The sequence below is a fragment of the Streptomyces hiroshimensis genome (genome assembly GCF_014650335.1).
Taxonomy (GTDB): Bacteria; Actinomycetota; Actinomycetes; order Streptomycetales; family Streptomycetaceae; genus Streptomyces; species Streptomyces hiroshimensis.
Genome location: NZ_BMUT01000001.1, coordinates 1,185,384 through 1,204,614 on the forward strand (window position 1 = coordinate 1,185,384; position 19,231 = coordinate 1,204,614).

Below are 19,231 nucleotides of genomic sequence, written 5' to 3' on the forward strand. Positions count from 1 at the left end.
AGGTCGAGCATAGAGCCTAGACAACGTTGTCAGATCCGGACAGACTGGCGTCCGCAGAGCCCGCACCCTTGCCCCACCAGGAGAGATCGTCCCCATGCGCACCGACTTCGACGACCTTGTCGCGGCCCTCGACATCGGCGGCACCAAGATCGCGGGTGCGCTGGTGGACGACCGGGGCCGGCTGCTGGCCCGCGCGCAGCGGCCGACCCCCGCGCGTGAGGACGGCGCGACGGTGATGGGCGCGGTGGCGGCGGTGCTGGAGGAGCTCGGGCGCGCGCCGCAGTGGCCGCGCGTACGGGCCGTGGGCATCGGCAGCGCGGGGCCGGTGGACGCCTCCCGGGGGACCGTCAGCCCCGTCAACGTCCCCGGGTGGCGGGACTATCACCTGGTCGCCGAGGTGGCGCGGCGGGCGGACGGCCTGCCGGTGGTGCTCGTCGGCGACGGTGTCGCGATGACCGCGGCCGAGCACTGGCAGGGCGCCGCCCGGGGGCGCGCGAACGCCCTGTGCATGGTGGTGTCCACCGGCGTCGGCGGCGGCCTGGTCCTCGGCGGCCGCCTGCACCCCGGGCCCACCGGCAACGCGGGCCACATCGGGCACATCAGCGTCGACCTCGACGGCGACCCCTGTCCCTGCGGCGCCCGCGGCTGCGTCGAGCGCATCGCCAGCGGGCCCAACATCGCCCGCCGCGCGCTGGACGCCGGCTGGCTCCCCGGACCGGACGGCGACCGGAGCGCGGCGGCCGTCGCCGCGGCGGCCCGGGCGGGGGACGCCGTGGCCCGCGCCTCCTTCGAGCGGGCCGCCCAGGCCCTGGCCGCGGGCATCGCCGCCACCGCGACGCTGGTCGAGGTCGAGGTCGCCGTCATAGGCGGCGGCGTGGCGGGCGCGGGGGACGTCCTCTTCGCCCCGCTGCGCGCACGCCTGCGCGACTACGCGACGCTGTCGTTCGCCGCGGGCATCGAGGTGCTGCCCGCCGAACTCGGCTCCGACGCGGGCCTCGTGGGGGCCGCCGCCGCGGCCGCGCAGCAGCTCGGGCTGTGGACCGCCCGGGAGCCCGGCCCGGCGTAGGACGTAGAACGCGCCGGACAGCGGCGGTAGGGGCCGCTGCCGTGATGGACGCAGCCGGACGCACCGGCCGCCGCTCCGTCCCTTCCGGCAGCCTGTGGAGCCCCGGCACCGTGCCCCTCACACGCGTTTCCGTGGCAAGGTGTTCCGGGCACTTCACAGGGGTCTACGGAGAAGGGGGAACCGTGATCGTCTGGCTGAACGGTGCATTCAGTGCAGGGAAGACCAGTACGGCCAGGGAACTGACCGAACTGATCCCGGACAGCACCCTCTACGACCCCGAGGTGATCGGCGGGGCGCTGAAGTACCTGCTGCCGCCGAAGAGAATGGGCGAAGCCGGCGACTACCAGGACCTGCCGGTCTGGCGGCGGCTGGTCGTCGATGCCGCGGCCGCCCTGCTCGCCGAGGTCGGCGGGGTGCTCGTCGTCCCCATGACGCTGCTGCGCCAGGAGTACCGGGACGAGATCTTCGGAGGGCTCGCCGCCCGCCGCATTCCGGTGCGGCATGTGTTGCTGGATGTCGACGAAACGATCCTGCGCACACGGATAGCAGGGCGCGAGGAGTTCGCGGACGACCCTGAGCGCAGCGAGTCCCTCCGGCAGTGGGCGCTGGACCACATCGCCCCCTACCGCGAGGCGCTGCCCTGGCTCCGCAGCGACGCCTACGCCGTCGAGACCGGCCGGCTGACGCCGCACGAGGCGGCCGAACGGGTCGCGGACGCCGTACGCAGCGGCGCCGCGGGGGCGTGCGCGATCGTGCAGACCCCCGAGCCGACGGCCGAGACGCTCGCCGCCGGGGTGCTCCTCTTCGACGAGGAGGACCGCTTCCTGCTGGTCGACCCCACCTACAAGCCCGGCTGGGAGTTCCCCGGCGGCGTGGTCGAGCCCGGCGAGGCGCCCGCCCGCGCCGGGATGCGCGAGGTGGCCGAGGAGATCGGCATCCAGCTCGCCGAGGTGCCCCGCCTGCTGGTCGTCGACTGGGAACCGCCCAAGCCGCCCGGCTACGGCGGCCTGCGGTTCCTCTTCGACGGAGGGCGGCTGGCCGGGGCCGACGCCCGCCGCCTCCTGCTGCCAGGCTCCGAACTGCGCGGCTGGCGGTTCGTCACCGAAGGCGAGGCGGCCTCCCTGCTGCCGCCCGTGCGGCTGAGCAGACTGCGCTGGGCGCTGCGCGCCCGCGAACAGGGGCGCCCGCTCAACCTCGAGGCGGGCGTCCCTGTGGGGTGAGCCCGCAGGCGCCAAGGGCCGGGCCGCGGAGCCCGGTTCCCTTCCCGGGACAGGGCTCCTCTCCTGCGGGGTTCGCCCAGGCTGCGGCGCGGTTGGGCACCGCCGGCTCGCCTCGTCGTGGTCCCGCGCCGTTGCGGCGGGAGGATGTGCCCGCCGCAACGGCGAGAATCCGCCGTGGTGAGGAGCCGGCGGAATGCCCGCCTACCCGGAGCCGGCCCCTCCTTCGTGATCCACCCCGGACGGGGCTAGCGCTTGCTCTCCGCGTAGTTGCCCAGGAACAGGGCCTCCGCCAGGGAGAGCCGCTCCAGTTCCTCCGGCGAGACGCTCTCGTTGACCGCGTGGATCTGCGCCTCGGGCTCGCTCAGCCCGATCAGCAGGATCTCCGCCTCCGGGTACAGCGCGGTCAGGGTGTTGCACAGCGGGATCGAGCCGCCCATGCCGGAGATCTGCATCTCCTGGCCCTCGTAGGCGATGCGCATGGCATCGGCCATCGCCGTGTAGGCCGGGCTGCCGGTGTCCGCGCGGAACGCCTGCCCCTGGCCGATCTGCTCCCACGAGACGCGCGCGCCCCACGGGGCCGCCGCCTTCAGGTGCTCGCCCAGCAGCTTCGTCGCCGCGGCCGCGTCCGTGCCCGGCGGCACGCGCAGGCTGATCAGCGCGCGGGCGCCCGCGTGGACCGAGGGGGTGGCGCCGATGACGGGCGGGCAGTCGATGCCGAGGACGGTGACCGCCGGACGCGCCCACAGCCGGTCGGAGACCGTGCCCGAGCCGATCAGCCCCACGCCGTCGAGGACCTTGGCGTCCTTGCGGAAGTCCTCCTCCGGGTACTGCATGCCCTCCCAGCTCGCCGCCGCCTCGGCCTCCAGACCGGTGACGGTCGTCGAACCGTCCTCGGCGCGCAGCGAGTCCAGCATGCGGATCAGCGCCGCCAGGGCGTCGGGCGCCGCGCCGCCGAACTGGCCCGAGTGCAGGTTGCCCTCCAGGGTGTCCACCCGGACGCGGACGAGCGTCATGCCGCGCAGCGTCGCGGTGGCCGTGGGCAGGCCCACGCGGAAGTTGCCGGCGTCGCCGATGACGATGCTGTCGGCGGCCAGCAGCTCCGGGTGCGCCGTGGCGTAGCGCTCCAGGCCGCCGGTGCCCTGCTCCTCCGAGCCCTCGACGATCATCTTCACGTTGACCGGCACGCCGCCGTGCTCCCTGAGCGCGCGCAGGGCGGTGAGGTGCAGGACCACCCCGCCCTTGCAGTCGGCCGCACCGCGCCCGTACCAGCGCCCGTCGCGCTCGGTCAGCTCGAACGGGGGAGAGATCCAGGCGTCCTCGTCCAGCGGCGGCTGCACGTCGTAGTGCGCGTAGAGCAGCACGGTGGGGGCGCCGGCCGGGCCGGGGAGGAAGCCGTAGACGGACTGGGTGCCGTCGGGGGTGTCGAGCAGGGCGACGTCCTCGAACCCCTCGGCCCGCAGGGCGTCGGCCACCCAGCCCGCGGCCGCCTCGCACTCGCTCTTGGGGAACTGCGCCTCGTCCGCCACCGATCGGAATGCCACCAGCTCGGCCAGCTCGGTCCTGGCGCGGGACTGCAGCGAGGCAACGGTGGCCGCCAGCGCGGCCGTGGCCGGCCGGTGCTGGTGATTCGAGGACGCTTCCATGGAACGCTCCTTGTGGACGCGGCGTTGTATCCGTACGTATGGGCGATTGTGCCGTTCGATCCTCCCACGCCCGCCGCCCGCTGCGCCCACGGCCTTCCCGTGGCCGCGCCGCGAGGGGCTGGCCGTAGGATGCGGGCGGTAGCCGTAGCCGGTGATCGAGCGGGAGTAGAAGCACAGGTGAGCAGCGACAACGCAGCCGAGGGCGCGGAGCGGGACGCGGGCGGGGGCCCGGAGCCGGTGTGGGACGTCGTGGTGGTGGGCGCAGGGCCCGCCGGGGCTTCCGCAGCCCACGCGGCCGCCTCCGCGGGCCGCCGGGTACTGCTCCTGGAGAAGGCCGGGCTGCCGCGCTACAAGACGTGCGGCGGCGGCATCATCGGCCCCTCGCGGGACTCCCTGCCGCCCGGCTTCGAACTGCCCCTGCGCGACCGCGTCCACGCCGTCACCTTCTCCCTCAACGGGAAGCTGACGCGCACGCGCCGCTCCAAGCGGATGCTGTTCGGCCTCATCAACCGGCCGGAGTTCGACGCCGCCCTGGTCGAGGCCGCCCAGGACGCCGGCGCCGAGGTGCGCACCGGCGTGACCGTCTCGCGCGTCGAGCAGCACGGCCCGGCCGTGCCCGACCGGCGCACGGTCGCCGTGGTCCTCGCCGACGGTGAGACCGTCCTCGCCCGCGCGGTCGTCGGGGCCGACGGCAGCGCCGGGCGCATAGGGGCACACGTGGGAGTGAAGCTCTCCCAGGTCGACCTCGGCCTGGAGGCCGAGATTCCGGTGCCCCCGACGGTCGCCGAGGACTGGGCCGGGCGCGTGCTCATCGACTGGGGCCCGATCCCCGGCAGTTACGGCTGGGTCTTCCCCAAGGGCGACACCCTCACCGTGGGCGTGATCGCGGCCCGCGGCGACGGCTCGGCCACCAAGCGGTACCTGGAGGACTTCATCGCCCGTCTCGGCCTCGCGGGCTTCGAGCCGAGCATCTCCTCCGGCCACCTCACCCGCTGCCGCTCGGACGACTCCCCGCTCTCGCGCGGCCGCGTCATCGTCTGCGGCGACGCCGCAGGCCTCCTGGAGCCGTGGACGCGCGAGGGCATCTCCTTCGCCCTGCGCTCGGGGCGCCTGGCGGGGGAGTGGGCGGTCCGCATCGGCGAGGCGCAGGATGCGGTCGACGCCCGCCGCCAGGCCCTCAACTACGCCTTCGCCATCAAGGCCGGGCTGGGCGTGGAGATGGGCGTGGGCCGCCGCATGCTCGCCTTCTACGAGCGCCGCCCCGGCCTGATGCACGCCGCGCTCACCGGCTTCCGTCCGGCGTGGCACGCCTTCACCAAGATCACCCGGGGTACGACCACGCTCGCGGAGATCGTCCGGACGCACCCGGTGGCCCGGCGCGTGCTGTCGGCGGCGGACCGCCCGTAGCTCCCGGACCGGGCGTGGGCGGTGCCCGGGCAGCACGCATCCGCCGCGGTGGCGCTCAGCCCCCGGCGAGCTGCCCGGCGCTGCCGGACCGCCCCGAGGGGCTCGTCCTGCACTGCCGGACTCCGCCGCGGCATATGAGTGCCGCTGTGGCGGGAGGAAGAAATGCGTTCCCCGGGCTCCGGGCGGTGCCGGACCCGCCTCGGGAGCCCGGCCGGTCAGCCGGCGAGCGCTGCTCCTTCCGGGCCCCGCCGCGGGGCCCGGAAGGAGCAGCGCCAGGCGCCGGCCCCCTACTCCCGGTGGAGTAGACGCGCCCACCGCGCCGGGCTGACGCGGCGGGCGCCGCCGCCGACTAGCTTTGCCCGTATGGGCAGCGAGAGACGGGCGCCGTGGGCGCGGGAGCGCGGCGGCGCCGAGCCGCCGTGGGAGCGGTGGCTCGCCCGCCCGGCGGGCCGCCTGCCCTGGGCCTCCACCCTCGCCGTCGCCGCCCTCCAGCAGGTCGGCAGCCACTACGCCGCGCTCAACCAGCCCGACCGGGTGCCCCTGGACTCCTTCGCCCGGGTGCTGCTCGCGGCCGGCCCCGCCTTTCTGCTCCTGCGCCACCGCCATCCCTCCCTCGCCGTCTTCGGCACCTGCTTCGTCACCGCGCTCTACCTCGGCGGCGGCTACCCCTACGGCCCGGTGTTCGCCAGCGTCGGCATCAGCTGCTTCACGGCGGTCGTCGCGGGGCACCGCCGCGCCGTCTGGTGCGCCGTCGGCCTGCTGTGGGCCGGGCACCTCCTCATCGCCCACTGGCTCTACCGGTGGCTGCCGCCCGGCGGCGACGGGCCGGCTCCCTGGGGCGAGGAGTGGGCGCCCGCGGCCTGGGCCGTCGCCGTCGTCGTCGCGGCCGAGCTCCTGCGCGTGCGGCGCGAGCAGTGGGCGCACGCCCGGGCCGAGCGCGCCGCGGCGGAGCGCCGCCGTGCGGACGAGGAGCGGCTGCGCATCGCGCGCGAGCTGCACGACGTGCTCGCGCACAGCATTTCCGTCATCAACGTCCAGGCCGGGGTGGGGCTCGCCCTCATCGACAGCCATCCGGAGCAGGCCCGGGCCGCCCTCACTACCATCAAGGCCGCCAGCAAGGAGGCGCTCGGCGAGGTGCGCCAGGTGCTCGACACCCTGCGCACCCCCGGCGACGCGCCCCGCTCCCCGGCCCCGGGGCTCGACCGGCTGCAGGAGCTCATCCGGCAGGCGGCCGTGGCCGGACTGGACGTGCAGGTCACGACCGAGGGCCCGCGGACGGACCTGCCGCCCGGCGCCGACCTCGCGGCCTTCCGCATCGTCCAGGAAGCCCTCACCAACATCGTCCGGCACTCCGGCTCCCGCACGGCCGAGGTCCTGCTGCACTACGGGACCGGCGCCCTCGAAGTGACCGTCGACGACGAAGGGCCCGCCCTTGCGGGTACGGTCACCGGCGGGGGGAACGGCCTGCTCGGCATGCGCGAGCGCGCCGCGGCCCTGGGCGGCACCGCCGAGGCGGGCCCCCGGCCGGGCGGAGGCTTTCGCGTACGGGCCCGGCTGCCCCTCACTTCCTCGCGCAAGGAGACGCCGCGGCGGAGTGGCGATGGGTGAAGGAGAGGCCGTGACCGAGATCCGTGTGGTGCTCGCGGACGACCAGTTGCTCGTCCGCGCGGGCTTCCGCGCCCTGCTGGACGCCCAGCCCGACATCGCCGTCGTCGGCGAGGCCGCCGACGGTGAGCAGGCCCTCGCCCTCGTCCGTGAACTGCGGCCCCACACCGTCCTCATGGACATCCGGATGCCGGTCCTCGACGGCCTCGCCGCCACCCGGCGGATCACCGGGGACCCGGCGCTGGCGGACGTGAGGGTCATCATGCTCACCACCTTCGAACTGGACGAGTACGTCTTCGAGGCCATCCGCTCCGGTGCCTCGGGGTTCCTGGTCAAGGACACCGAGCCGGAGGAACTGCTGCGTGCGGTACGGGCCGTGGTGCACGGGGACGCCCTGCTCTCGCCGGGCGTGACCCGCCGCCTCATCGCCGAATTCGCCGCGCGCTCCAAGGAGCCCGCGGAGGCGGCGGGCCTCGCGGAGCTGACGGAGCGTGAGCGCGAGGTGATGACGCTGGTCGGCATGGGCCTGTCCAACGAGGAGATCGCGCGGAGGCTCGTCGTCAGCCCGCTGACCGCCAAGACCCACGTCAGCCGCGCCATGGTCAAGCTGGGTGCCCGCGACCGGGCCCAGCTCGTCGTCCTCGCCTACGAGAGCGGGCTCGTCCGGCCCGGCTGGCTGGGCTGACTCCGCTCCCGCCCCCCCTGCTTGCGCACCTGTACAGCGGGCCTCTTCAGAAGAGGGCCTCCGGGTCAGAAGAGGGCCTCCGGGCCGGGGGCGTCCGGCGGCCGTATGTGCACCTCCGCGGTCGTCTCCGCCCCCGGTGCGGCTGCCGTGAGCGCCCACCCGGCGAGCTGCCGTGCGTCCACCAGCAGTTGCCGTCCGTCCGCCGCATCCAGGTACAGGTCGGGCCCGGCCACCGCGGCGACGCCGCCCGATATCGTGCGCCCGGGCGCGAGCACGACCGTCCCGCAGCCCGGCCGCAGCCGGTCGAGGTGGAAGAGCGCGTCGTGGTGCACGGGAGCGAAGGGCAGCACGGTCAGGGACTCCGGCAGCGTGCCGAGCGCGCACGCCCGGGCGTGCAGGCCTGCCAGCTCGGCCGTCCGCAACTCCCGGGCGGGCGCCGGGCACCGGGCCGCCCGCTTGGCGGCGTAGGGGATGCGGTCGGGGACCGAGAGCGCCGCACCGAGCACCGCCTCCGCACGGCGGGCCGCCATCAGCGGCCCACGCCCCAGCAGCGCGTAGGACAGCGCGCCCTGTTCGAGCAGGCGCACCCCTTCGCGCTCGGCCGCGGTGATGCCGACCTTGACCGCTCCGGGCACCGACCACGCCAGGTACACGTCGTAGGGGCGGGGGTCGTCGAGGGCGGTGTCGGCGGCCACCGAGTGCGAGCGGTCCAGCCGGGCGCACTCCGCGCACTGCGCCGAGACCGCGGGTGCCGCCACCTCCGCGCCCACCGGGCACGGTGTGCGCCGGCCGCCCCTGCGGACCCCCACGCACCGCCGTGCCGCACCCGTCGTGAAGGCGATCGGACGGCCCGCGGGCAGCGGAGTGCTGCGCTCGCCGTGCACGGGGTGCAGCCAGGCCAGCGACGGCCCGTCCGCCGCCCAGCGCAGCCCGCCGCACCGCCAGTCCCCCTGCTCGGTGCTCATGGCCCACCCCTTCCGTCCACGCCTTCGGATTGTGTCAGCCCCCACTGACAACGCCGCCCGCAGGCGGGCTGATCGGCCTCAGCGGGCCCCGGCGACCTGGCGGCGGGTGGCGTAGGCGACCGCCGCCGCCACGGCTGCAAGGCCCGCGACGGTGGTCAGGGCCGTGGGCAGGGACGATCCGTCGGCGACGAGGCCGATGACCGGCGGGCCGAGCAGCATTCCGCCGTAGCCGAAGGTGGAGGCCGCGGCCACACCGCCCGGGCCGCCCAGCTCCCCGGCCCGTCCGACCGCGACGGGGAAGATGTTGGCCAGCCCCAGGCCCGTGACGGCGAATCCCGCGAGCGCGGCCCAGACCGTGGGCGCCAGCGATCCGAGCAGCATGCCGGCGGCGGCCGCGGCGCCGCCCGCGACGAGCGTCGTCGTCTGGCCGAGGCGTTCGAGCAGCACGGTGCCGCTCAGGCGGCCCAGGGTCATGGCGAGCGCGAAGACGGAGTAGCCGGCGGCGGCGACGCCCGCGCGGGCCCCGAGGTCCTGCTGGAGGTGCAGCGCGCCCCAGTCCGCGAGCGCTCCCTCGCCGTAGGCCGTGCACAGGGCGATCACGCCGAAGAGGGCGACCGTCCGCCTCCCGCGGCCGGAGGGTGCGCCGTCCGCCGCCGTGACGGTCCGGGCCGGTTCGGTCCTCGGCGCCGGGTGCGCCAGCAGGGTGCGCCCTGCGACTGCGGTCGCGGCGAGCCCGATCAGGGTCAGGAGCAGCAGGTGGCGGGTGGGGGAGAGGTGTCCGGCGACGAGGCCGCCCAGGCCCGCGCCCAGCATCCCGCCGAGGCTGAACGCGGCGTGGAAGCTCGGCATCACGGGCCTGCGGAGCGCGGCGACGAGGTCGACGGCCGCGCTGTTCATGGCGACGTTGATGCCTCCGTAGGCGGCACCGAAGACGAGCAGGACCAGGCCGAGGGCCGGTGCGGAATGGGTCAGGGGCGGCAGCGCGATCCCCGCGGACATCAGCACGGCGGCGGCGACGGTCACCTGGTGGCTCCCGAACCGGCGGCACAGCCGTCCGGTGAGCATCATGGTGGCCACGGCGCCCGCCGACACGCCGAGGAGGGCCAGGCCGAGGGCGCCCGCGGACGCCCCGGTCTGCTCCTTGATCGCGGGGATGCGGACCACCCAGCCGGCGAAGAGGAAGCCGTCGAGGGCGAAGAAGAGGGTGATGGCGATGCGGAGGCGGCGGAGGGCGGGTGCGGCCGGAGCCGGGCGCTGTTCGCCCAGAAGGGCCGTCCGTATTTTGTTTAGCGTCGGCACAAAGTCAGAATAGGGGTGTGACCCAGACTCGGACAACACGTTTGGAGCGGGGCCGTGGCGCCCTCGGCCCGGCCTTGGAGCTCGTACACACCGGCCGCGCCCCCACGCGCGCGGTGCTCACCGCCGAACTCGGGGTGACGCGCGCGACCGCCGGTGCCGTCGCGGCCGAGCTGGAGGCCCTCGGACTGATCACCGTCGACGCCCGCCCCGCGGCGGCCGGCTCCCAGGGCCGGCCCTCGCACCGGCTGTCGATCGCGTCCGGCGGACCGGTGGTGCTCGCCGCCCAGATCCACGCCGACGGCTTCCGCGCCGCGCTCGTCGGCCTCGGCGGCAACATGGTAGCCACCGCACCCGGCTGTATGACCGTCCCCGCCGACCCGTCGCACATCATCGACGCCGTGGTCGAGGCCGGGGCCGGCCTGCTGCGCGAGACCGGCCGCCGCTGCCTGGGCGCGGGCCTCGCCGTACCCTCGGCCGTCGCCGAGCCGGAGGGCACCGCCCTCAACCCGCTCCACCTGTCCTGGCCCGCCGGCGCGCCGGTCCGCGAGCTGTTCACCCAAGCACTGGCCAAGGCGGGAATCCCCGGCCCGGGAGGCGTCACCGCCACCGGCTCCACCGGCAACGACGTCAACCTGGCCGCGCTCGCCGAACACCGGCACGGCGCCGGCCGCGGCTCGCGCCACCTGCTGTGCGTGGCCACGGGCCACCGCGGCGTCGGCGGAGCACTCGTCCTCGACGGCCGCCTGCACAGCGGCAGTTCCGGCCTCGCCCTGGAGGTCGGCCACCTCACCGTCAACCCCGCCGGCCTGCCCTGCCACTGCGGCAGCCGCGGCTGCCTGGACGTCGAGACGGACCCGCTCGCCTTCCTCACCGCGGCCGGCCGCACCCCCGGCCCCGAAGTGTCCCTCCTGCAGCAGTCCCGCGACCTGCTCCGTACGGAGTACGCCGACCCCGCCGTGCGCACCGCCGCCGAGCTGATCGTCGACCGGCTCGGCCTCGGCCTCGCGGGTCTGGTCAACATCCTCAACCCCGACCGCATCATCCTCGGCGGGCTCCACCGCGCCCTGCTGGACGCCGACCCCGAGCGGCTGCGCGCCGTCGTCGCCGACCGCAGCCTGTGGGGTCGCAGCGGCAGCGTCCCGATCCTGCCCTGCACCCTCGATTTCAACAGCCTCATCGGCGCGGCCGAAGCCGCCTGGCAGCCCGTCCTCGACGACCCGCTGGCGGCCCTGGGCTGACGGATGCCGTGATCGGCTACTCGGCTACCGACAGCCGCCCTGAGTGGCCACGCGTGCGCGCGCACGCGTGGCCACTCACGACCAACTGCAGGGACAGCGCACGAGCTGCACCGCGGAGTACGCGCACCACCCCTGCGTACTCCCCGCGCCGCAGCCGTACGGCAGCCGGCCGTATGACGACCCGGAGCCCCGCGGCGGCGAGGCTCGGTGGTGGGCGACGACCCGTCGCCGGCATCCGCCACCACCGAGGAGCCGATCCCTCATGAACACCCTCGCCCACGCCCTGGCCGACGGCGGCCCGGGCCCCTGGATCCTCTTCTTCCCCCTCGTCTGGGCCGCCGTCGTCATCGGCGTCGTCACCGTCCTGCGCCGCACCGTCTGGCGCGGCGGACGCGCCGGCGCCCCCTGGCACCAGCGGCAGGCCCGCTCCGAGCACTCGCCGCTGACCCTCCTCGGCCGCCGCTTCGCAGCCGGCGACATCGATGAGGACGAGTACTGGCGGCGCGTGTCCGTCCTGGAGGAGCACTTCGGCACGCCCGGCAAGCGCGGCGGTGCGGCATGAACACCCCGCACCTCGCGGCCGTCCCGCCCGCCCCCGCCGCCCGTGTCGTCGATGCCGTCAAGGTCTACGGCACCGCCGCGCGCGGCGCCGTCACCGCCGTCACCGCCCTCGACGGAGTGAGCGTCGACTTCCCGTCAGGCCGGTTCACCGCCATCATGGGCCCCTCCGGCTCCGGCAAATCGACCCTCATGCACTGCGCCGCGGGGCTCGACACCCTCACCTCCGGCTCGGCGTTCATCGGCGACACCGAGCTGGGGGGCCTGGACGACCGCCGTCTGACGCTGCTGCGCCGCGAGCGGATCGGCTTCGTCTTCCAGGCCTTCAACCTCGTCCCGACCCTCACCGTGGCCGAGAACATCTTGCTGCCCCAGGACCTCGCCGGCCGGCGAGGCGACCGCGGCGATGCCGAGTGGGCCGACGCCCTCATCGATGTCGTCGGCCTCCGCGACCGGCTGCACCACCGGCCCGGCGAACTCTCCGGCGGCCAGCAGCAGCGCGTCGCCGTGGCCCGCGCGCTCGCCGGGCGTCCCGACGTGGTCTTCGCCGACGAGCCCACCGGCAACCTCGACTCCCGCTCCGGCGAGGAGGTGCTGAACCTGCTCGGCCGCGCCGTGCGCACCATGGGCCGCACGGTCGTCATGGTCACCCACGACCCGGTCGCCGCCGCCCACGCCGACGACGTCGTCTTCCTCGCCGACGGGCGGCTCGTAGGCCACCTGAGCGACCCCACGGCGGACAGCGTCCTCGACCGGCTCAAGAGCCTCGACCGCAAGAACCTCGACCGTAAGAACTTCGACCGGCCGGGCGCCCCCGGGCGTGCGGAGGTGCCGTCATGAACACCGGCACCGCACCCCCGCGCCTGAGGGGCCTCGCCGCCGCCCTGCGCCTCAGCGTCGCCTCCCTGCGCACCCACAAGAGGCGCTTCGCGGGCACGTTCCTCGCCGCCCTGCTCGGCGTGGGATTCCTCAGCGGAACCCTCGTCATGGGCGACACTCTGCGCGGCTCCTTCGACACTCTCTTCGCCAACGCCGCGGCGGGCACGGACGCGGTCGTGCGCAGCGCGGACGTCGTCACCGCGCCCGACGCGGGACAGGGCAGCAGGCGCACCGTGCCCGCCGGCCTCGCGTCGTCCCTGGAGAAGGTCCCCGGCGTCGCCGCCGCCGTGCCCGAGATCCAGGGCGCCGGGCAGCTCATCGGACGCGACGGCGAGCCCGTGGGCGGCCAGGGCCCGCCCACCCTGGCGGGCAACTGGATCGACGACCCGCGCCTCAACCCCTACCGGCTCGCCGCCGGCCGCGCGCCCGCCGCCCCCGGCGAGGCCGTCGTCAACCGCGGCGCCGCCGAGGACGGGGGCCTGCGGATCGGCGACCGCACCGTCCTGCGCACGCCGGACCCCCTCACCGTCACGGTCGTGGGCATCGCGACGGCAGGCGGCGAGGACGGCCTCGGCCGGACCACGTACACCGGCCTGACCCGGGCCGACGCGGAGAAGTACCTGACCCCGCAGCCGGGCCGGGCCACCGCGGTCCGCGTCCGCGCAGCCGACGGCGTCGACCAGCGCCAACTCGTCGAGCGCCTCGGGCCCGTACTCCCCGAGGGGGTCGAGGCCATCACCGGACGGGAGTGGGCCGACGAGAGCCGGGACAGCATCTCCGGCGGGTTCCTGTCGCTGTTCACGACGCTGCTGCTCGTGTTCGCCGGAATCGCCTTGCTGGTGGCCACCTTCAGCATTCACAACACCTTCGCCGTCGTCGTCGCCCAGCGCACGCGCGACAACGCCCTCCTGCGGGCTATCGGCGCCTCGCGCGGGCAGCTCCTGGCCGCCACCCTGGCCGAGGCCGCCGCCGTGGGAGCCGTCGCCTCGGCGGCCGGGCTCCTGTGCGGCATCGGCATCGCCGCCGGGCTCCAGGCGCTCTTCCCCGCCGTCGGGTTCCCGTTCCCGCAGGGCGGCCTGGTGATCGGCGCACTCTCCCTGCTGCTGCCGCCCGCCGTCGGCCTGCTCGTCTGCCTCGGCTCGGCGCTGCTGCCCGCCGTACGGGCCGGGCGCACGGCACCCCTGGCCGCCCTCCGCGAGGCGGCCGTCGACGACTCCGCGGCCTCCCGCGGCCGGGCGCTCGCCGGAACGGTGCTGCTCGCCGCCGGAGTCGCCCTGACCGTGACGGGCGCTGCCAGGACGCCCTCCGTCCTGCTCACCGGAACCGGCGCCCTGCTCGTCCTCGCGGCGTTCGTGGCCCTCGGCCCCGTCACCTCCTCCTCCGTGGTCCGCGCGCTGGGAGGACCGCTCGTCCGGCTGCGCGGGCTGACCGGATCGCTCGCGCGCCGCAACGCCCTGCGCAACCCCCGGCGCACCGCGGCCACGGCCATGGCCCTCATGCTGGGCGTCGCCGTCGTCACGCTCTTCACCGTCTTCGCCGCGTCGCTGAAGGCGACGACGGACCAGGCGGTCGGCCGCGCCTTCGCCGGGGACGTCGCCGTCAGTACCCCGGCGCTGGGCGCGGGCGGCAGCGGGCTCAGCCCGCAGCTCGCGCCCGCCCTCGCCCGGCTGCCCGAGGTGGGCACCGCGCTGGGCCTGGGCAAGGGCGTCGCCGAGGTGGACGGAAGCGGCCGGCAGGTGACCGTCGCCGATCCCGCCGCCCTCACCGCCGTGCTCGACCTCGGGCCGGTCGACGGAGCGCCTGGCGCCCTCGGGAGCGATGGCCTCGCGGTCTCCCGGGACGAGGCGGACAAGCGCGGCTGGAAGGTGGGCAGCACCGCGTCCGTCACGTTCGTCGACGGGCAGAAGCAGCGGTTCACCGTCCGGGCCGTCTACGGCGAGCGGAGCCTCGTGGGCGACTACGTCCTCTCCCGTGAGGCGTGGAGCCCGCACCGGGGCCAGGACTCCGACCGGCTCGTCGCCGTCGCGTTCAAGAAGGGCGTCTCCGCCGCCGTCGGCAAGGCTGCCGTGGAGAAGGCGTCCGCCGCGTACGGCAATCCGGAGGTCCAGACCCGCGACGAGTACGCGGCCTCCTCGGCGAAGACCGTCGACACGATGCTCACCCTGGTCTACGCTCTGCTCGCCCTGGCAGTGGTCATCGCCCTGCTCGGCATCGCCAACACCCTGACCCTCGCGGTCCGCGAACGCACCCGCGAGCTGGGCCTGCTGCGGGCGGTGGGACAGACCCGCGGGCAGCTGCGCGCGATGGTCCGCTGGGAGTCGGTGCTGGTCGCCGCGTTCGGCACGGCCGGCGGCCTGGTGCTCGGCGGCTTCCTCGGCTGGGCCCTCGTGCGGGCCACGGGCACCGCCGCCTTCGCGGTGCCGGCGCTGCGCCTGACGGTGGTCGCCCTGGTGGGGCTTGCAGCCGGCGCGCTGGCGGGGCTGCGGCCCGCCCGGCGGGCGGCGCGCCTGGACGTCCTGCGCGCCGTCGCGGCCGAGTGAGCACCGCGCACCCGCCCGGGGTGGGGACCCCCGTCCGGTCAGCCGGGAACGGCGGAGCGGACGGGGGAGCGCTCGAGCACCGCGGCCGGCCTGCGGGCGGCGGCGGGCTCGTCGAACGCGGGCTCCTCCAGCGGCGGGAGGGCCGGCACGGGCTGTTCGAACGTGACGGTGGTCCGGTCGTCCCGGGTCCGGCGGGCGGCGGCGGACGGCTCGGGGACGGGCAGCGAGAACCAGACGACCTTGCCGCCGTCGTGGCGCTCCTGTACGCCCCAGCTGTCGCTGACGGCCGCGATCAGGGCGAGACCGCGGCCGTGGGTGCTGCCGGCGTCCGCGTCCGCGATGCGGGGCAGCCGCGGATCGTGGTCGCGGACCGAGACGGTGAGCCGGTCCAGTACGAGGTCGATCTCGACCGTGCAGCGTTTGTCCGGTTCGGCATGCTGGTGCACGTTGGTGAGGAGCTCGGTGACACAGAGCGCCGCGGGGTCGATGAGCGGATCGAGGTGCCAGTACCGCAGTTGCGCAGATACGATTCTGCGGACCTGGCCGATCCGCGGCGGAAGAGCCTGGAGCTCTACGGTGCAGTGCTTGTTCGGTCGGCTGATCACGGCTGCGACTCCCTGGAAGAAGTAGGGCTAGCCTGATGCAGAAGGGCGTTCTGGCACGCGCTGGGGCCGGGCCGGCGGAGGTGGCTGCCGAGCCGGGCGGCGGCTGATGTCCAGAGCGTAGCCACCGGTGAACCCTCAGTGATGCTGGTACGAGTCAAGGGTCGGCTCCCACAGCCGGAAGCGCAACTTCTGCACCTTCAGCCCCTGGTGTCACCATGGCGTCCGGAGCGGACGGCCTCCAGGAATCGCCGGACGGCGGCCTCCCCGGACGTCTCCCCCGACGTCTCCTCCGGTGCGTCCTCCAACCGGCCCAGGGTGAGCAGGTAGCGCGTGCCGTTCACGGTCGCCCGGGCGCGGTCCCGGCCGGAGAACCACGGCTTGCTCGCGTGGACCGACCCCAGGGGAGCGCTGTCGATCTCCCGGCCGTAGCTGGTGAGCAGCTCCAGCCTGCCGTCCCTGATCTTGACCTGGCCCGCCCGGGTGAGCGAGCGAAGGGACCGCTCGATCCGTACCCCGGTCGCAGTGAACTCCGGCTCCGCCACGCCAACCGCCTCCCCGGCCGATTCGTGTGCCTCGTGCGCAGTCTGCCTGTGAGGCGGCTCACGCACCAGTGCCCATTTATGATCGAAAGGTCCGAGTGCTCCGCATGGGCCCGGATGGAACGGCCCGGACGGAACGGGAGGAGCGGCGTGAACGGCACCGTGGACCCCGGGGCGGCGGACGCGGCGGACCCCGGCCCGGGCCCGGCCGCCTCCGCAGCAGGCCCCACCCCGACCCCCACCCTCGACGTCGACCGCAGCGACCCGGCCTACCGCGCCTGGCTCGCCGAAGCGGTCCGCAAAGTCCAGGCCGACGCGAACCGTTCGGCCGACACCCACCTGCTGCGCTTCCCCCTGCCCGAGGAGTGGGGCATCGACCTCTACCTCAAAGACGAGTCCACCCACCCCACCGGAAGCCTCAAACACCGCCTCGCCCGCTCGCTGTTCCTGCACGGGCTGTGCAACGGCTGGATCCGCCCCGAAGCCCCGGTCGTCGAGGCGTCCAGCGGCTCCACGGCCGTCTCCGAAGCCTATTTCGCCGGCTTGATCGGCGTGCCGTTCGTGGCCGTCATGCCCCGCACCACCAGCCGCGAGAAGACCCGCCTCATCGAGTTCCACGGCGGCCGGTGCCACTACGTGGACGACCCCCGCAAGATGTACGCGGAAGCCGCCCTGCTCGCCGAGCGCTCCGGCGGCCACTACATGGACCAGTTCACCTACGCCGAACGGGCCACCGACTGGCGGGGCAACAACAACATCGCGGAATCGGTCTACAGCCAGCTGCGCCGCGAACGCCACCCCGTGCCCGCCTGGATCGTGGCCACCGCGGGCACCGGCGGCACCTCCGCGACCATCGCCCGCTACGTGCGCTACATGCAGCACGACACCCGCATCTGCGTCGCCGACCCCGAGTACTCCTGCTTCTTCGACGGCTGGCGGAACGGCGACCCCACGGCGACCGGCGAGCGCGGCTCGCGCATCGAGGGCATCGGCCGGCCGCGCATGGAACCCAGCTTCATGCCGGGTGTGATCGACCGGATGATGAAGGTGCCGGACGCCGCGAGCATCGCCGCCGTCCGCGCCCTGGAGCAGGCCATCGGCCGCAGGGCCGGCGGCTCCACCGGCACGGGGCTGTGGAGCGCCCTCAAGATCGTCGCAGAGATGGCCGGCAACGGCTCCAAGGGCAGCGTGGTCACCCTCCTGTGCGATCCGGGAGAGCGCTACCTCGACACGTACTACTCCGACGCCTGGCTCGCCGAGCAGGGCCTGGACATCGGGCCGTACGCCGCCGCCATCGCCGCGTTCCTGGCCACCGGGCACTGGCCGGACTGACCCGTCCGCTCCCGGTCCACTCCCCGCCCGGCCTCGCCCGGCCGCGGCCGGACCGGCTCCCGGCCCGGCCCCCGGCGCCCGTGCCGGGCGCCTGCCGTCAGCGCGTGCTGCCCCGCATCGCCGCGAGGCGCCGGTCCAGCGTCAGTATCGCGTCACGGAAGGCGTGCCTGAGCCCCGGGCGCCCCAGCGCGACCAGCAGCCGCACCGGTGCGGGAGCGTCCAGCGCGATCGTCCACCGCACGACCGTGCCCGTCCCCGAAGGCAGCAGCTGCCACTCCTCCAGCAGTGCCCGCACCCCCGGCACGTTCGTCACGTCGACGCGGTACGCGTACCGGTGGGAGGGCTCGGCCGCCATCACCGTCTCCATGAAGCGCGCCCCTCCCAGCAGATGCACCTCCCGGCCCTCGTGCCCGGCCGTCTGCACGGGCCGCGCCAGCGTCACCGCACGGAACCAGCGCGTCCAGCCCGGCACGTCCAGCGCCAGCGCCCGGAAGACCTCCTCCGGCGCGGCCGCCGTGCGGGACGCGAGGACCATCCGCAGCGGTGCGTCCGCGACGAACTCCAGCCCTACCGGGCGCAGTCGGTACACCATCGAGAGAACCCCCAAGGGTCGGCGGCCTGCCGGGTGCCGACACCTTAGCCCCGCGCGCCGTCGCATGTCGTGGAGTCCCCGGAAGGATCGGCCACCACGAGCTCCGGCAGCCGTTCGGCCATCTCCCGCCGCACCGTCTCCGGCAGTCCCGCATCCGTCACGAGCGCGTCCACCTCGTCCAGCATGGCGAACGAACTGAGCCCCACCGTCCCCCACTTGGTGTGGTCCGCGAGGACCACCACGCGCCGCGCCGAGCGCACGAAGTGCCGGTTGGTCTCCGCCTCCGCCAGGTTCGGCGTCGACAGGCCCGCCTCCGCGGATATGCCGTGCACCCCGATGAACAGCACGTCGAAGTGCAGGGAGCGGATCGCCGTGTCCGCGACGGGTCCCACCAGCGTGTCCGAAGGAGTGCGCACCCCGCCCGTCAGGACCACCGTCGCCGCCCCCGGCCGGGCCGACGGCCCCGCGGCCGTCACCGGCCGCTGTGCGCTGTGGAAGACGTCGGCCGCCCGCACCGAATTCGTCACCACCGTCAGATCCGGTACGTCCACCAGCCGTTGGGCCAGCGCGTACACCGTCGTCCCGCCCGCCAGCGCTATCGCACTGCCCGGCGGCGCCATCCGCGCCGCCGCCCGCGCGATGTCCTCCTTGGCGGCCAGCTCCAGCGCCGACTTCGCCTCGAACCCGGGCTCGTGCGTGGTCGCCTCCGCGACCGGCACCGCACCGCCGTGCACCTTCTCCACCACGCCCAGCCGGGCCAGGGCGTCGAGGTCGCGACGGACCGTCATGTCCGAGACATTGAGCCTCCGCGTCAGTTCGTTGACCCGCACCCCACCGCGCCTCCTGACCTCGTCGAGGATCAGCGCACGCCGCTGCTCCGCCAGGAGATTCTGGTTGTCGCTCACCCGGCCCGTCCTTTCCGGTCAGCCGCCGGCAGTCGTGCGCGCTCATCCTCCCACGCGAGCCGCGGCAGCGATCGTCTTCGTTCGGCCGGATCACGATTGGGCCTCGCCTCCCCGGCTACGGCCGATTGTCAGTGCCTACCGGCACCATGCTGG

Annotated in this window: 17 protein-coding genes; 10 read left to right on the plus strand and 7 right to left on the minus strand. The window is 75.0% G+C overall.

What is annotated here, in order from left to right:
* Positions 1–94: 94 nt before the first annotated feature.
* Both IE241_RS04855 and IE241_RS04860 read left to right on the plus strand, forming a co-directional pair.
* Positions 95–1,066, plus strand: coding sequence for an ROK family protein (locus IE241_RS04855; RefSeq protein WP_190020289.1), 972 nt, complete (start codon positions 95–97; stop codon positions 1,064–1,066).
* A gap of 182 nt (positions 1,067–1,248) precedes the next feature.
* Entirely contained in the window at positions 1,249–2,286 is a 1,038-nt protein-coding gene (locus IE241_RS04860; RefSeq protein WP_190020290.1) for an NUDIX hydrolase, read from the plus strand.
* Between the two features lie 245 nt (positions 2,287–2,531).
* Here the strand turns inward: IE241_RS04860 and IE241_RS04865 are convergent, their stop codons facing one another.
* Positions 2,532–3,929 carry a dipeptidase gene (locus tag IE241_RS04865; RefSeq protein ID WP_190020291.1) on the minus strand — a complete coding sequence of 466 codons (1,398 nt, stop codon included), beginning with the start codon at positions 3,927–3,929 and terminating at the stop codon, positions 2,532–2,534.
* Between the two features lie 177 nt (positions 3,930–4,106).
* Here IE241_RS04865 and IE241_RS04870 point away from each other — a divergent pair, with 177 nt between their 5' ends.
* The 3 genes from IE241_RS04870 to IE241_RS04880 all read left to right on the plus strand — a co-directional run bounded on the left by IE241_RS04870 (position 4,107) and on the right by IE241_RS04880 (position 7,626).
* Positions 4,107–5,336 (plus strand): geranylgeranyl reductase family protein, encoded by a 1,230-nt coding sequence (locus tag IE241_RS04870; RefSeq protein WP_229898744.1) that lies wholly within the window; start codon positions 4,107–4,109, stop codon positions 5,334–5,336.
* Between the two features lie 363 nt (positions 5,337–5,699).
* The gene (locus tag IE241_RS04875; protein WP_190020293.1) at positions 5,700–6,944 is read left to right on the plus strand and encodes a sensor histidine kinase; all 1,245 of its coding nucleotides are present in this window, start codon (positions 5,700–5,702) and stop codon (positions 6,942–6,944) included.
* Complete coding sequence (locus IE241_RS04880) at positions 6,937–7,626, plus strand: response regulator (RefSeq protein WP_190020294.1); 690 nt, start codon at positions 6,937–6,939, stop codon at positions 7,624–7,626. Before IE241_RS04875 ends, IE241_RS04880 begins: the two co-directional genes overlap by 8 nt.
* Before the next feature lie 65 nt (positions 7,627–7,691).
* On the opposite strand, the gene IE241_RS04885 is transcribed toward IE241_RS04880, so the two are convergent.
* Both IE241_RS04885 and IE241_RS04890 read right to left on the minus strand, forming a co-directional pair.
* Positions 7,692–8,591: a DUF2797 domain-containing protein gene (locus IE241_RS04885; protein ID WP_190020295.1), complete on the minus strand. Its 900-nt coding sequence runs from the start codon at positions 8,589–8,591 to the stop codon at positions 7,692–7,694.
* Positions 8,592–8,669: 78 nt separating this feature from the next.
* On the minus strand, positions 8,670–9,890 hold the full coding sequence (locus IE241_RS04890) for an MFS transporter (protein ID WP_190020296.1): 1,221 nt from the start codon (positions 9,888–9,890) through the stop codon (positions 8,670–8,672).
* A 17-nt stretch (positions 9,891–9,907) separates the two neighbouring features.
* Between IE241_RS04890 and IE241_RS04895 the strand changes: the two genes are divergently transcribed.
* The 4 genes from IE241_RS04895 to IE241_RS04910 all read left to right on the plus strand — a co-directional run bounded on the left by IE241_RS04895 (position 9,908) and on the right by IE241_RS04910 (position 15,105).
* A complete protein-coding gene (locus IE241_RS04895; RefSeq protein ID WP_190020297.1) occupies positions 9,908–11,128 on the plus strand; it encodes an ROK family protein in 1,221 nt (406 codons plus the stop codon).
* Positions 11,129–11,390: 262 nt separating this feature from the next.
* Positions 11,391–11,690: an SHOCT domain-containing protein gene (locus IE241_RS04900; RefSeq protein ID WP_190020298.1), complete on the plus strand. Its 300-nt coding sequence runs from the start codon at positions 11,391–11,393 to the stop codon at positions 11,688–11,690.
* The gene (locus IE241_RS04905) at positions 11,687–12,526 is read left to right on the plus strand and encodes an ABC transporter ATP-binding protein (protein ID WP_190020299.1); all 840 of its coding nucleotides are present in this window, start codon (positions 11,687–11,689) and stop codon (positions 12,524–12,526) included. The genes IE241_RS04900 and IE241_RS04905 overlap by 4 nt, the downstream gene beginning before the upstream one ends.
* On the plus strand, positions 12,523–15,105 hold the full coding sequence (locus IE241_RS04910) for an ABC transporter permease (protein WP_190020300.1): 2,583 nt from the start codon (positions 12,523–12,525) through the stop codon (positions 15,103–15,105). The genes IE241_RS04905 and IE241_RS04910 overlap by 4 nt, the downstream gene beginning before the upstream one ends.
* Before the next feature lie 38 nt (positions 15,106–15,143).
* Here the strand turns inward: IE241_RS04910 and IE241_RS04915 are convergent, their stop codons facing one another.
* A complete protein-coding gene (locus IE241_RS04915; RefSeq protein WP_190020301.1) occupies positions 15,144–15,710 on the minus strand; it encodes an ATP-binding protein in 567 nt (188 codons plus the stop codon).
* Positions 15,711–15,907: 197 nt separating this feature from the next.
* Positions 15,908–16,252, minus strand: a complete 345-nt coding sequence (locus IE241_RS04920; RefSeq protein ID WP_190020302.1) for a hypothetical protein — start codon at positions 16,250–16,252, stop codon at positions 15,908–15,910.
* A 147-nt stretch (positions 16,253–16,399) separates the two neighbouring features.
* Between IE241_RS04920 and cds1 the strand changes: the two genes are divergently transcribed.
* Entirely contained in the window at positions 16,400–17,581 is a 1,182-nt protein-coding gene (gene cds1, locus IE241_RS04925; protein ID WP_229898745.1) for an L-cysteine desulfhydrase Cds1, read from the plus strand.
* Between the two features lie 97 nt (positions 17,582–17,678).
* On the opposite strand, the gene IE241_RS04930 is transcribed toward cds1, so the two are convergent.
* Together IE241_RS04930 and IE241_RS04935 are read right to left on the minus strand one after the other, a co-directional pair.
* Positions 17,679–18,173 (minus strand): SRPBCC family protein, encoded by a 495-nt coding sequence (locus IE241_RS04930; protein ID WP_190020303.1) that lies wholly within the window; start codon positions 18,171–18,173, stop codon positions 17,679–17,681.
* 44 nt (positions 18,174–18,217) lie between these two features.
* Complete coding sequence (locus IE241_RS04935) at positions 18,218–19,078, minus strand: DeoR/GlpR family DNA-binding transcription regulator (RefSeq protein WP_190020304.1); 861 nt, start codon at positions 19,076–19,078, stop codon at positions 18,218–18,220.
* Between the last annotated feature and the right edge of the window lie 153 nt (positions 19,079–19,231).

Coding starts and splice junctions, on each gene's coding strand:
- IE241_RS04880 (WP_190020294.1), top strand. CDS start 6,937: ATGGGTGAAGGAGAGGCCGTGACCGAGATCCGTGTGGTGCTCGCGGAC.
- IE241_RS04930 (WP_190020303.1), bottom strand. CDS start 18,173: ATGGTGTACCGACTGCGCCCGGTAGGGCTGGAGTTCGTCGCGGACGCA.
- IE241_RS04885 (WP_190020295.1), bottom strand. CDS start 8,591: ATGAGCACCGAGCAGGGGGACTGGCGGTGCGGCGGGCTGCGCTGGGCG.
- IE241_RS04910 (WP_190020300.1), top strand. CDS start 12,523: ATGAACACCGGCACCGCACCCCCGCGCCTGAGGGGCCTCGCCGCCGCC.
- IE241_RS04900 (WP_190020298.1), top strand. CDS start 11,391: ATGAACACCCTCGCCCACGCCCTGGCCGACGGCGGCCCGGGCCCCTGG.
- IE241_RS04855 (WP_190020289.1), top strand. CDS start 95: ATGCGCACCGACTTCGACGACCTTGTCGCGGCCCTCGACATCGGCGGC.
- IE241_RS04865 (WP_190020291.1), bottom strand. CDS start 3,929: ATGGAAGCGTCCTCGAATCACCAGCACCGGCCGGCCACGGCCGCGCTG.
- IE241_RS04905 (WP_190020299.1), top strand. CDS start 11,687: ATGAACACCCCGCACCTCGCGGCCGTCCCGCCCGCCCCCGCCGCCCGT.
- IE241_RS04875 (WP_190020293.1), top strand. CDS start 5,700: ATGGGCAGCGAGAGACGGGCGCCGTGGGCGCGGGAGCGCGGCGGCGCC.